Origin of the sequence: Candidatus Sysuiplasma jiujiangense, from assembly GCA_019721075.1 — an archaeon.
Lineage (GTDB): Archaea > Thermoplasmatota > Thermoplasmata > Sysuiplasmatales > Sysuiplasmataceae > Sysuiplasma > Sysuiplasma jiujiangense.
In genome coordinates this window covers 1-13276 of sequence record JAHEAD010000005.1, presented here as the reverse complement: position 1 = coordinate 13276, position 13276 = coordinate 1, and the positions used below count along the sequence as shown (strand labels likewise).

The following is a 13276-nucleotide window of genomic DNA, read 5'->3' as shown; positions in this document are numbered from 1 at the left end:
CTGCGCGAATTACGGCAAAGTTAATTAGAAGTCGGACGTAATGTGGAGTGGAAGTCAAATGCAGTGTGAAGATTGCCAGATGCCTGTCGAGCTTATTGATCTAAAGAGATTCAGCGACCTCATGAATCCCAGGGGATATGTCATACTGTGCCGTGATTGTTCCGAAGGCAGGGGATTGAAATGGGAGAAAGGGAAATTGTGCGAGCCTTCACCGGATGAGTAACGCCATTTCCGGTAAATGCAGAGAGTCCTGATGATAATGTGAAATAAGGCATAATGTAGTCAATTCTTCACAAGCTTTACACTCCCCTTCAGACGTAATTCCGGAAATCAGACTCCCACTGTTTTAATCAGTTCGTCCGCAGAACCTGAAGGAGAAGAACATGTTGTTCCCCTGCACAGGAATGCAAATGCCTTTTTCCCTTTTTCGGCCCTTTCAATCATGCCTTTTATTGTTTCGGAATAGAGTTTCCTGCAGCCACCGGAAAGGTCGACAAATATTGTCTCCTTTGCAGGAAGATAGATTTGCGAGGAGGCGGCTTTCAGTTCTTCGAAATTCCGCTCTCCCTCTGATCCGACTATAACCAGTGATGCCATACCATTCATATGGCTGTCCAGAGCCTGAAAATATGAACCTGCAAAAGAGCCGCTCTCAGAGCAAAAATGTGACGCAGCGTTCAAAATACGTTGCGAACTGTCGAGATACGAATGTTCACCCGTGACGGCTTCGAGCCTTTGAAAAAATATTGCAGCAGAGGCATTCGGGGAAGGATTAGGTGAATCGTACAGCTGTATGTTCTCAATCGAGGATAGTTCGTTGAAATCAGGCGTTGCAAGATATCTGTCTGTATCTGAAAGAAGCCCGGAGGACAGCGCGTACCTGCTGGACAGTATCTTTGCAACTGAAACCGCAGTCCTCAGAAAAATTTCATTTCCATGATAGCAAAAGGCATCTATCAGGGACAGACCCATCTGCACCTGATCCTCAAGCATACCTGTAACTTTCCTTGAAGAATCTACTACATGCAGGAATCCGGTTTCCTCATCGAATGAATGCGCAATAGAATATTCTATTGCCTTCCTGCAGAAATCTGCGTCATTGTCAAGATTGAATGCACGTGCATACTCATAGACCGAAGAAATGACCATGCCGGTCCAGTTGGAAAAGACGGTTCTGTCTACGCGCGGGGAAGGTCTTTTTTGTCTTGCGAGAAGCATTTTGTCTCTTGCAGTATTCAGCATTTGTTCCGCCTCAGTCCTTGTCAGGGAGAGACGTTCGGCTGCCTGAGGCACAGTCATCGCCCTGTAGAGTACATGCCTGTCACTCCTGCCATGCATTTCCGCCTCTCCCCGAATATGATAGACGAAGGATGCTACCTCCCTTTCCTTTCCGCTAAGCACAGAAGATAGTTCTGAGGGAGACCACGTCCAGTAATCGCCGTCATCCCCCGGAATCGCATCGGCGTCCTGGGTCGAATAGAATCCGGCTTCTGACTTCAGTTTAGTCATGACGAAGTTAATGATGAGGTCCGCAGTTTTTCTGTATTCCTCGTCCCTGAAAATCTGGTAACCGTGAACATAGTTTTTCAGAAGAAATGCATTGTCGTAGGACATCTTCTCAAAATGGGGGACTACCCATTTCTCGTCCGTGGAATACCTGTGAAACCCTCCGCCCAACTGATCGAAGATTCCTCCTTCCTGCATTTTGTTCAGAGTGGCTATTATTACTGGAAGAGCATTATTATTACCCCTGCGAAATGCAGCCATGAGGAATTCAATTGCGGCTGTATGCGGGAATTTGGGCGAGTAACCGAATCCACCGTATTTCATATCCGATTCGGCAATCATCTGCAGGCAGGCTGCCGAAAGCAGGGATGTCCTGACTGCCTCAGATTTGTCCTTTCTCTCTGTTTTGAGGGCTGACAAAACCCTCTTTCCGACCTCCGATGCATCGTCTCTGTTTGAGGAGTAATAGTCATGGACTTTTTCAAGCACTTCGTCCAGGCCGGGAAGCTGCCCTGACTGTTTGGGAGGGAAATATGTTCCGCCGTAAAACGGTCTTCCTTCATCATCAAGGAAGACTGTAAGGGGCCATCCTCCCTGGCCCGTCATCGCATTTACAGCCTTCTGGTAACGCCCGTCAATGTCTGGTCTTTCATCCCTGTCGACCTTTACAGCAACAAACTTTTCATTAATCAGTTGCGCAATATGTTTGTCTTCATAAGTTCCTTCATCCATAACATGGCACCAGTGACACCATGAAGCGCCGATGTCGAGCAGAACTGGTTTCCCTTCCCTGTGTGCCTTTTCAAATGCTTCATGACACCATGGAAACCAGTCAACTGGCTGCATGGCCGCATCTCTGAGATATGTACTTCTCTCATTAACAAGCCTGTTTGCAGAATTACCAGTATCCGCCATTGAAAATAAGGATCACTTAACAGATAGATACCTTTATTGTTATTCACTTGTGGCAGCAGTTGGCTGAATAGTGCAGCCGGCAATGGGAAACAAAAAAGATTCTTAAAAAATTCACCCTGAATGACAAAAATGAAAAATAGAAGGGAAAACCGTTTCCCCCATTCAGAATCCTCAGGTTTCTATTTCTTTCCCTTCTTTGCCTTTTTTGCAGTCTTTGCTTTTTTCTTAGTTGGCAAAAACAATCACTCCGTCTACCACATATACATTCATACAAATATAATTTACCAAAATTTTGCCGACGCTGATGTCAGAAAAAAATCGCAGAATTATAGAATGCTTCCGGAAATTCTATGAGTGTTTTTACAATATCAATTGCAATATTCTGATCTCCGTCAGTCTGTTTAATGAGAATCGGATTCACTGAAACTTCCGAATCTGTCATATATCGAAGTGGCGTACCTGCCGCCGATCAAAAACAGTTTTGAAAGATAATCTGCGCTTTCGTCGATGACGTATTTGGCAACATTACCGCCGCCGAGAACTTCACCGGCCGACAGAACAGATGAGCAGTGGCAGAGGGCTTCACTGAAGTTTTTCAGCTGATCACACTTTATTGATGCCATGACAAGAAATTCAGCTATCCCCTGGTTCGACAATGTGTTGTGCTTCGCCGGCAGGATTGAACCTGTCTTTTCGGATAAGGCACTCTCTATGACGAGAAGAGCATCATTGAGGCCATCATTTCCTTCTGAGGAGGGCCGCTGTAGTGGATGGGCGACAGAAATCTGAGCAAGGTGTGAGGCAGTCAGCAGCAGTTCGTACACTGAGATTTCACTTCTGTCGTTCCCGGAAATATTCACCTCAATCATGGAAGAGCAATTCTGAATGAGGTGTTCGAACAGCGCCTTTCTGTCCGAATTTAGTGACTGAGCAAGTATTTCCCTGAAGACAAGAGAAAGTATGTGATTCTGACTCATTCCGTCGGAGATCTTTTCCAGAAGCATGTTCAATGCAAGTTCCGGAATTCCACTTCTCAGGGCCGAGATTATTTTCCAATCAACTTTCTCATCGGGGACGTAGCTGTTTTCCAGAACATTATGCAGCTTCAGCTCCTTCCTTCCAATTGCCTTCCGGACCGAAATGTATTCGTCTGAAACAGTGCTTGCGGAAAGGCATCGGAGCAAAGACACGGAACCACCTTCATAGGCCGGGACATCGCTGACGATGCACCGGACAGCATTCCAGAGAATAAAAGCGGGAAACATATAAGAGTAACGCCTGACAGCTTCATCCCGGAGGACACCCATCAGCTCCTCGAACATACCTCTTGAAACTAATTCCACGATGATACCCTCTGCCCTGCCGGTTTCATTCTTTTCAAGTGAGGAGACCAGCTCGAAAATCAGCTGTCGATCTGTGAGTGATCCGCCTCTAGCCTCTTTCACTTTGCGCTCTGTTCTGCCAGACATCAGAGAAACTGCATGAAGAAGCGGCAGCTGTGTTTCCCTCCCAGAGATAAAACGATTCAAATGCCTTGAATGATGAACGATTCTCACAGGAAGATAATTTTCGCTGATCCCGTAATCCAAGTTGACTGATCTGCCGGCTATAATGCCGAAATTCTGTCTGTAACCTAATTCGGAGAATGCGAGAATTGCCGCATTTACCGCTTCTGCGCCATTTACAGCAAGGGCAGCAGAGTAATGTCTCTCGTCGAAATTATCTCTTTCCATAACTGCACAGGGTTCATTCTGCTGAGTTTATTGGCATCTGTTACCTTTCCCGGATACGATGCTCATGATGACTGGGACTGTTTTTTCCTTTCGTTCGCCCTTACCAGTCTGAGGGCCCTTCTCTTTTCACCTTCTGAAAACAACCTTCTTTCCTCATCAGTGGTAAGTATCAGTTTCGGAGCAGACTTGGTATGACCGTCCCTGTCAAGGGCTACAAGTGTGACTATTGAATCGCCCGCATGCTGCTTCTCGCCGGTCATCAGATTTTCTGCGGTCACGTTTACCAGTACTTCCATAGAGCTGTTACCGACATAAGTCATTTTCGCGTCCAGTGACAGCAGGTCTCCGATATGGACTGGATAAAGAAAATCCATGTGTTCGATAGAGGCCGTGACGACATTTGAATTGCAATGCCTCAGGGCAACAAGACCCGAAACTTCATCCACGAGCTTTAGTATCGTTCCTCCAAAGACATTTCCTGCTATATTAGCATCGGTCGGCATCATGACCCTCGATATGTGGGACACGCTGTCTGCCACTCTCTTTTCAGATATCACGTTATTACCTCGCTTCATTATCTGTCATAGGGTATAATTTCATTTAGTATTTTTGCAGGAAAAACTAAACCATACCAATGGAAACCGGGATTGGCAGTGTACTGCGCCAATGCTTTAAAACAGTCAGCAGATTTACAAACCTGTGGGATTTCGTGATATGTGAATGTGGACCGACAAGCGCAGTCGATTCTGTAATTCCGGCTTTCGCGAGAGCAAAATTTAATTAAGTTGGTCTTACTCTAACGGAAAATCACCGGGAGGTGCCATAATTTGACAGCAGGTTATGTCGTCCTTATTGCATTCATTGTGCTCACTGTCACATACCTTACCTATGCACTTCTCTATCCAGAGAGATTCTGAAGGGATAAGCAATTGATACCATTAATCTCCTTCGTTCAGATCGGTTTTCTCCTTTTTGTCATTGTGTTTCTTTCGGCGATTCTTGGAAACTACATGGGAAGACTCTTCCTCGGCAAGCGCATGGCAGCGGATCGCCTGATGCTGCCGATTGAAAATTTCATTTACAGGCTCCTTGGAGTGAATCCGAAGTCTGAAATGGACTGGAAGGAATATCTTAAGGCCATATTATTTACAAATATTTCCTTTGGAATTCTATCATTCATCATTCTTTATTTTCAGCCGCTGCTGCCCCTGAATCCGAATCATGCAGGTGGCCTGCCGGTACTCCTCAACTTCACGACTGTCTCATCCTTCCTGACGAACACCAACCTGCAGCACTACACGGGGGAGCTGCAGCTGAGTTACTTTTCCCAGATGGGCGTTATCACCTTCCTGATGTTCACTTCCGCAGCAACAGGCATTGTTTCTGCAGTTGCCTTCATCAGGAGCATTATAAATCAGAACTCAAAGGTCGGAAACTTTTATAAGGACTTTGTCACAACCATAACACGCATCCTGATACCCATAAGTGCTGTGGAGGCAATAGTTTTCATATACCTCGGAATGCCCCAGACATTCCAGGCCGCCATAATAGCGCATACTGTAGATATGGGAAACCAGTACATTTTCAGGGGACCTGTTGCAAGCCTGGAATCTATTAAATTCCTGGGAACAAACGGCGGTGGCTTCTACGGTGCAGATTCGTCATATCCTTTCGAAAATCCAGGACCCGTGTCTAATTATCTTGAACTCATAACTGAAGCAATCATACCGTTCGGCCTGATATTCTCATTCGGCCACATGATACGGAATCCGAAACAGGCAAGAGTGCTGGTTGCCGTAACGATGTCAATCCTCATTATTGCAATCGGCCTTTCGCTCTATGCGGAATACCTTCCGAATCACCTTCTCAGCACACTTCCGATAAGCCAGACTTCAGGCAACTGGGCAGGCAAGGACACGCGCTTTTCAATTACAGAATCGACCTTCAGCCTGATTCTCAACACATACACTATGACAGGTGGCCCCAATGTCAATATAAACCAGATGAATCCGCTTTCCATCGGCGTAGCACTTTTCGGCATGGATCTTCAGGGAACTCCTGGCGGAGTAGGCACCGGACTCATCACGCTGCTGATTTACATGATGCTTGCCGTGTTTATCTCCGGCCTCATGGTGGGAAGAACGCCTGAGTTCATAGGCAAAAAAATTTCAACAGGCGTAATGAGGTATGCTGTCATTTTTGTGTTGTTGCATCCGGTACTTATTCTCATTCCAACAGCAATAGCGATACTTTCCGGTTTTTCCAGATTCATTTTTTTGCCGCCAAATGAAGCGTTCACCGCCCTCCTCTATGAATTCACCTCAGCCGCTGCAAACAACGGATCGGCCATGGGAGGAGTTGTTGTTGCCCAGAATTCGGCCTTTTTCTATATTGCGGAAGCGGTTGTGATGATAATAGGCAGATATGTGCCTATCGCAATAGCGCTTTCAATAGGCGGGGTTCTCTCATCGACCAAGACAGCGTCCCAGACGAAAACGATCATGATGACCGATGATCCTGTTTTCGGGATTTTTCTGTTCGGCTTCATAATAGTGCTTAGCGCCCTACTCTTCCTGCCTGTGCTGGTTCTCGGTCCGCTAGCAGGATTCCTGGGGGGATAACTGCGGAAGAAAACAGCGAAATGAGAAAGCTACGGAGGAGCTTCCTGTCCAATGCTCTGACTGGATCACTGAGAGGTTTTGATCCGAGAATTGCTTTCAAAAATCCGGTAATGTTTGTTGTCTACATCAGCACGATATTTGTGGCGATGATAACTTTCCTTCCCGGCCTGTTCAGCGGTATGATTGGGAAAGGGTATGGATTTTCATACTACCTTGCTATCCTGCTTATTTTGATCGCGACCCTGTGGTTTGCGAATTTTTCGGAGTCTTTTGCTGATGCACAGGGAAAGGCAAATGCAGAGTCACTCAAGAGCCTAAGAACCGAAATCAAGACAAGAAGGATAGACAGTGCAGGAAAGCCGGAACTCGTGAACAACAATGAACTCAGGAAAGGAGATATTGTTCTGCTGAACGAGGGGGACACGGTTCCAATAGACGGCCAGATCATTGAGGGGGCACTCGTTGTCAACGAGTCAATGATGACGGGTGAATCCGAAGCTCAGGTGAAGGAAACCGGAGGCGACAAAGATTCTGTTCTTGGCGGCACAACAGTTATATCCGGCCAGGCAAAGGTCAAGGTGAGCAACGATCCCGGCCATACATTCCTGGATCAGATGATTGCTCTTGTGGAAGGTGCAAACAGACAGAAGACACAGAATGAGATTGCACTGTCGCAGCTGCTTGTGGCCCTGAGTCTTGTTCTTGTAATTGTAATAGCAACGATAATACCGGTGGCGCAGTTCTTCAAATTCACAGTCGACATGGGTGCGCTCGTCGCACTACTTGTATGTCTCCTTCCGACAACGATAGGTGCGCTGCTGCCTGCAATAAGAATTGCCGGAGTCAACAGGGTTATTCGATACAATGTCATTGCGAAGTCGGGAAAGGCTGTTGAAACATCCGGCGATGTTGACGTTCTGCTGCTTGACAAGACCGGAACAATAACTATAGGAAACAGGGTCGCGACCAGAATAGTGCCCGCTCCAGGCAAGGACGAGGCCAGCATACTGAATCTTGCATATCTGTCATCTGCAATTGACAATACGCCCGAAGGCGTTTCGACAATGAAACTGGCTTATGCCCGGGGAGCGAGAGTCGACAAGGATATAATATCGAGGATAAGACCGGTGAGATTCACTGCAGAAACAAGAATGAGTGGAGCCGATATCGATCAGGACAGAATAAGAAAAGGCTCTGCCGACGCAATGGAAAAGAGCGGCGTGATAATTCCTGAGACGATCAGGAAAGAAATCCATGCCGCTGCTCTTGAAGGTTCGACTCCGCTTGTTCTCGCGCTTAATAACGAGGTTCAGGGGCTGATTGTCCTTCAGGATTTGATTAAGCCCGGTATCGATTCCAGAATTCAGGAGCTGAAGAACATGGGGATAAGGACAATCATGGTCACGGGAGATAATTTCCTCACCGCACAGACAATCGCGAAGAAGGCGGGTGTAGACGAATTCAGAGCGGAAGCAAAACCGCAGGACAAAATGGAGATCATTGTCAGGGAGCAGTCCAGGGGTCACCTGATAGCCATGACAGGCGATGGCTCAAACGATGCGCCAGCGCTGGCACAGGCCGACGTTGGCCTGGCAATGAACTCAGGAACCGCTGTAGCAAAGGATGCCGCAAACATGGTCGACCTTGACTCCGATCCGACCAAACTCATCGAGATCGTTGCGCTTGGCAAGCAGCTTCTGATTACACGGGGGGCGCTGACCACATTCAGCGTTACCAACGATGTAGCGAAATACTTTGCCATAATACCAGCAATGTTTGTTGCCTTCCTTCCATCGCTTGCTGCAGTGAATATACTTGGAATACAATCCCCTCAGATAGCAATACTTTCCACACTGTTGTTCAACGCTATTGTGATCCCGCTGTTGATACCGATAGCAATGAGAGGGGTACGATTCGAGGCGACAGGGCCAGTCGCGCTGTTAAGGAGAAACATAGTACTTTATGGCGGCGGTGGCCTGATCTCCGCATTTATAGGAATTAAACTCATATCCATACTGATGGGGTTGATAATTCATGTCTGATGCTCATTTCAGGCATCTGAGGCCGGTTCTAGTGCTGACGCTGCTTTCCTTCATCCTGTGCGGTTTCGCATATCCGGCTTTTGTTGCAGGTGCGGGAGAAGCTCTCGGCCTGGGCTGGCAGGAGAATGGAAGCCTCATCAGTGTTAACGGGACAGTGGTGGGTTCGGAACTGATAGGCCAAAATTTCAGCTCGCCGATGTACTTCTGGCCCAGAGTATCTTCGGTAAATTACAATTCGCTTAACGGTTCAGGCGGACAGGCAATTGGGATCGCGACACTGGAATTTTACAATCAGACGCTCAATTATACCACATATCTTATCCAGACAGGCCATCTCAAACCAGGACAGAAGGTCCCGGCAAACGGTGTTGAGCCAAGCGCTTCTGGTTTCGATCCGGACATAACTGTCAGCTTTGCACTGTTCCAGATTCCGAGGGTACATTTCAACACAAATCTGAGCGTTTCTCTACTTGATTCGCTTGTGACCAGATACACAGTTCATCCGTTCCTCGGATTCATAGGAAGCACCTATGTGAACGTCGTCCTTTTAGATCTTGCACTTCATTCCATACTGCTGAAGGACGGATTGATTCGATAAAATTCTGCATTGCTTAATTCTATCATGGGTAAAAATTAAATTAAACAAATAATATAAGGTAGCATACACATGGATGCACAGAGCGAAGATACGGAAGAAGAGCGGAAGGATGCAACCCCCCAGTACGGACGCATTCTCATTCCTGCAGATTCGAAAGAGATAGTCGAGCTGATCATACCGTTTGCAATGAGATTTCTGAGGAGAGGGGGGGAAATTGTTACAATACATGTCATTGATTCGTCGCACCCGCTGGAGATCATTGGGCAATGGAAAAGAGGAACCAGAATTTCGCTTGCCGCAGTGGAAACAGGTTACAGAAATCAAGTGAAAGTGATTCCTAAAGTTGTCAACCACAGATCGATTGCCGGAGGGATACTGGAGGAGATCAGGAAAGAGAACTATGACCTGCTGCTTTTTGTCATAAAGCCTCATCCTGGAAAGAGGAATTTCAGATTAGGGAGCAAAACAAGAAGCATCGCGAAGAATTCGGTAGTGGACATTATGATGGTCACCCAGCTGACGCTTCTTATGGACAGCAGGCAGGCAAGAAAAATACTTGCAGTAACCAGCGAATGGAGCAACAGGAGGACGGTAATCGCGATTGCAAAAGCGCTCTCCCGGGGAATTGGAAACGGTTCAATTTCGGAGCTCCACATTTCGTCATCGCGGAATGATAGTGCGGCGGCACCGGCAGACTTTTCCGCCGGCGTAATGAACGTGACACGCAGAGGTAGCCCTGCGGAGCTCATAATCAATGAAGTCTCGAAGGGGAAATTTTCCGTACTTGTCCTTTCCTCAAGACTCTCGACATCAGCTCTGCCATTCTATCATGGAAGCCTCTTTGAACACATTATCAGGGAATCTCCGTGTCCTGTGGTAATATACAGGGGAGCAAGATGACGACAAATCGTCTCATTCCGCCTCAAAAACCAGCCGCCCGCCGACATAACTCCTCATAACCATGCTGTTCCGGAGCAAGGCATCTATGTCTTTCTCCATCATCATAATAAAGTCCCCGTAACCTCCGGGCTCAAGAGACCCTATTATGCCCGATTCATTGCTTGCTTTGCCTGACCATGCAGTATACATCTTGATTGCATCGATGGTATCAACAGCTTCCGAAGAAGTGATGGCTGACATCTCAACACCCGCGTGCTTCCCCCTGTCTGTCGCTGACAGTATGCCTGTCCACGGATCCAGGGGTTCCACCGGAGAATCGCTGGAACCTACCGGTTCCAGGCCCTTCTCTGCAAATGTTCTGAAAAGATAGCAGTGTTTGGCTCGATCTCCCAGTCTTGCCGGCAGCCACCAGTCGCCGACGAGAAAATGTGGCTGCACAACAAGCAGCGGCCTGAACTCGGATAACCTTTTCACTATTTCCGGGGGAGTGAGAGCCAGATGTTCTATTCTCAACCTGTTGCCGGGGATCTGCGCATTCGACGCCGCTTTCAGAACGTTTGCTATTGCCCTGTCCCCGATTGCATGAACCGCAGCCATTTTTCCTGCAGCGGCTGCCTTCCGTAATTCCTCAGTCAAGTCGCCGACATCCATCAGGCACAATCCCGATGTGTTGCTGTCCTCGTACGGTTTGGACAGAAGGGCTGTTCTACCGCCAAAACTGCCGTCTGCGAACAGCTTTACGCCCGCAACCCTGAACATGTCATCCTCAGGAATTGCACCGGAAGCAAGATAATCGGAAAATGTACTCTTCGAAAGGAAAAGTCTCAGTCGGCATTTCATTCTTTTTGATGAAACGAGTTCAATGCACCTCTGCAATTCAAGCGAGTCACAATCCAGAGACATCAGTGTTGTGATGCCCCTCGAAATGGCATAATCGGCGGCGAGACACATAGCGTCGGCTGCAATAGACTGAAGGAGACTGCTTCTGTAACCGAGGAGATAATCTATTGCCCTGTCAATGAGTATGCCGTTCATTCTTCCGGAGGAGTCGTGACCGACAATTCCTCCGTCCACATCCTCTGCGTCTTCCAGACCGAGTCTTTCTATAACAAATGAGTTAACAGAAACAACATGATGGCAGAACCTGAAAAGCATTACCGGGGCATCGGTGGATATCCTGTCCAGGTCCTTCCTTTCGGGAAGCCTGCGCTCACTGAAATTTTCCTCATCCCATCCTCCTGACACGAGAAACGGCATTTTTCCGCATTTGTTCCTGAGATCCGACACCATTGATTCGATGCTTGCATATCCTTTCAGTGTGCCCATCATCATCTCTGTCCCGGTTTCAAGCAGGTGCATGTGACTGTCGGTAAGGCCCGGAAGTACGATCCTCCCCTGTGCATCCAGTCGTTCAATTCCCTGTCCTGCGGACTTTTCCGTTATTTCACCCGAAGAGCCTGCGTATACCACCCGACCATCTGATATCAGTATTGATTCGACGAATCTGTGCCCGGTAAAAATTCTTCCATTGAATACCAGGATGCTGCCGTTATCACGGCTCATACACCGCATCTCCCAAAACATGCAAGTAAAGCTCAATATGCGCTGTAATGAATGTCATGGTCCACAAGCGTCAATCCACTGCCTTTTTCTACACTGCCAATCTCAAATGCCGACACACCGTTCTTCTTCAGTCTCTTAATCACCTTTTCACAGGAATCTTCCCTGCATACGACCATGAATCCCACACCCATATTGAAGGTTTGAAACATCTCGCGATCAGACACTTTTCCAGCTTCTGCAATAAGACTAAAAATCTCAGGAATACGTGGAAGAGAATCTATTCGAAAGTGAAGACTGTCATTGAGCCTTATAATATTTCTCATCCCCCCGCCGGTTATGTTGGCGAGACCCGTAATGCCTCCCGATCGGAGCGCATCGAGCACCCCCCTGACGTAAATCCTTGTCGGAGACATTATTATTTCCGCCAGTGTCTTGTTTCCAATTTTTGCATCAAGGTCCAGTAAGCCGTCCTCCAGAAGCCGGCGAACAAGGGTAAAACCGTTTGAATGGAGACCGGAACTCGAGAGTCCGATTATTTTATCTCCGGGCATGATTGTATTCCCGGTAATCATTTTCTTTTTCTCCACGATACCGAGGCAACTTCCAGACAGATCGACTTCATTGAGCATATCGGTGAGGATTGCGACCTCGCCCCCGACAACGGTTACGTTGGCTCTGGCTGCTCCCCTGTTCAGTCCTTTTCCTATCGCCGAAGCGATCTCCATTTCAATCTTTGGTGTTGCGATATAATCGACAACAGCAATCGGTTCCGCACCGATGCATATTGTATCGTTTACATTCATGGCTATGCAGTCTATTCCTACGGTATCCCACTTGTTTAGTTTCCTTGCGATGAGCATTTTTGATCCGACGCCGTCGGTTGAAAGAGTGAGCAGTCTGGATCCAATGCGTATTGCTGAGGTGAAGTGCCCCACACCAATTTCAGGACGGAATGTCCTTCTGCTGAACCTGAGTTCCTTCACAACCGTGCGGATGAAACTGCTTTTGATATCGATGTCAACACCTGAGGACGCATAGGTAAGTCCTTCAGTTTGCATGGCTGCGTCATCTGTCAATTCCGATAAAGACTTTTGCCGTGGTCAGTACAAAGCAGTTATTTAGCCCCTGTCAATCTACTCTTGATATCGAGTGGACAGCAAAGGGTAATTAGCAGCAGGAAACTTCAATACCATATGTGCTTATGTAGGGTCAAATGAAGTTGGCGGATTGGGCGCGGGAACAAGGCATAGATTACAAGACGGCCTGTCGTTGGTTCCGTGCAGGGCAATTGCCCGTAAGGTCTGAACAGATGCCAACTGGAACCATTCCCGTCTATCCCACTCCGAAGAATGAAGGTGGTGTTGCCTTGTATGCAGGAGTCTCTTCACATGACCAGCG

Annotated in this window: 11 protein-coding genes; 6 read left to right on the top strand and 5 right to left on the bottom strand. The window is 47.5% G+C overall.

Annotated elements, in window-relative coordinates; genetic code table 11:
- Window positions 1-58: 58 nt before the first annotated feature.
- Window positions 59-223 carry a hypothetical protein gene (locus KIS29_04275; protein ID MBX8639539.1) on the top strand — a complete coding sequence of 55 codons (165 nt, stop codon included), beginning with the start codon at window positions 59-61 and terminating at the stop codon, window positions 221-223.
- 107 nt (window positions 224-330) lie between these two features.
- Here the strand turns inward: KIS29_04275 and KIS29_04270 are convergent, their stop codons facing one another.
- The 3 genes from KIS29_04270 to KIS29_04260 form a co-directional block, all read right to left on the bottom strand.
- Window positions 331-2421, bottom strand: coding sequence for a thioredoxin domain-containing protein (locus KIS29_04270; GenBank protein ID MBX8639538.1), 2091 nt, complete (start codon window positions 2419-2421; stop codon window positions 331-333).
- Window positions 2422-2822: 401 nt separating this feature from the next.
- Window positions 2823-4154 carry a hypothetical protein gene (locus KIS29_04265; protein MBX8639537.1) on the bottom strand — a complete coding sequence of 444 codons (1332 nt, stop codon included), beginning with the start codon at window positions 4152-4154 and terminating at the stop codon, window positions 2823-2825.
- A gap of 62 nt (window positions 4155-4216) precedes the next feature.
- Window positions 4217-4729 (bottom strand): acyl-CoA thioesterase, encoded by a 513-nt coding sequence (locus KIS29_04260; GenBank protein MBX8639536.1) that lies wholly within the window; start codon window positions 4727-4729, stop codon window positions 4217-4219.
- A 252-nt stretch (window positions 4730-4981) separates the two neighbouring features.
- Between KIS29_04260 and KIS29_04255 the strand changes: the two genes are divergently transcribed.
- The 5 genes from KIS29_04255 (at window position 4982) to KIS29_04235 (ending at window position 10315) form a co-directional block, all read left to right on the top strand.
- A complete protein-coding gene (locus tag KIS29_04255; GenBank protein MBX8639535.1) occupies window positions 4982-5071 on the top strand; it encodes a potassium-transporting ATPase subunit F in 90 nt (29 codons plus the stop codon).
- 12 nt (window positions 5072-5083) lie between these two features.
- On the top strand, window positions 5084-6775 hold the full coding sequence (kdpA, locus tag KIS29_04250; protein MBX8639534.1) for a potassium-transporting ATPase subunit A: 1692 nt from the start codon (window positions 5084-5086) through the stop codon (window positions 6773-6775).
- A gap of 20 nt (window positions 6776-6795) precedes the next feature.
- Window positions 6796-8817 (top strand): potassium-transporting ATPase subunit KdpB, encoded by a 2022-nt coding sequence (gene kdpB / locus KIS29_04245; protein MBX8639533.1) that lies wholly within the window; start codon window positions 6796-6798, stop codon window positions 8815-8817.
- On the top strand, window positions 8810-9415 hold the full coding sequence (locus KIS29_04240; GenBank protein ID MBX8639532.1) for a potassium-transporting ATPase subunit C: 606 nt from the start codon (window positions 8810-8812) through the stop codon (window positions 9413-9415). Before kdpB ends, KIS29_04240 begins: the two co-directional genes overlap by 8 nt.
- Window positions 9416-9484: 69 nt before the next feature.
- Entirely contained in the window at window positions 9485-10315 is an 831-nt protein-coding gene (locus KIS29_04235) for a universal stress protein (protein ID MBX8639531.1), read from the top strand.
- A gap of 12 nt (window positions 10316-10327) precedes the next feature.
- On the opposite strand, the gene KIS29_04230 is transcribed toward KIS29_04235, so the two are convergent.
- Both KIS29_04230 and purM read right to left on the bottom strand, forming a co-directional pair.
- A complete protein-coding gene (locus tag KIS29_04230) occupies window positions 10328-11878 on the bottom strand; it encodes an amidohydrolase (GenBank protein MBX8639530.1) in 1551 nt (516 codons plus the stop codon).
- 32 nt (window positions 11879-11910) lie between these two features.
- A complete protein-coding gene (gene purM, locus KIS29_04225; GenBank protein ID MBX8639529.1) occupies window positions 11911-12936 on the bottom strand; it encodes a phosphoribosylformylglycinamidine cyclo-ligase in 1026 nt (341 codons plus the stop codon).
- Window positions 12937-13276 lie beyond the last annotated feature (340 nt).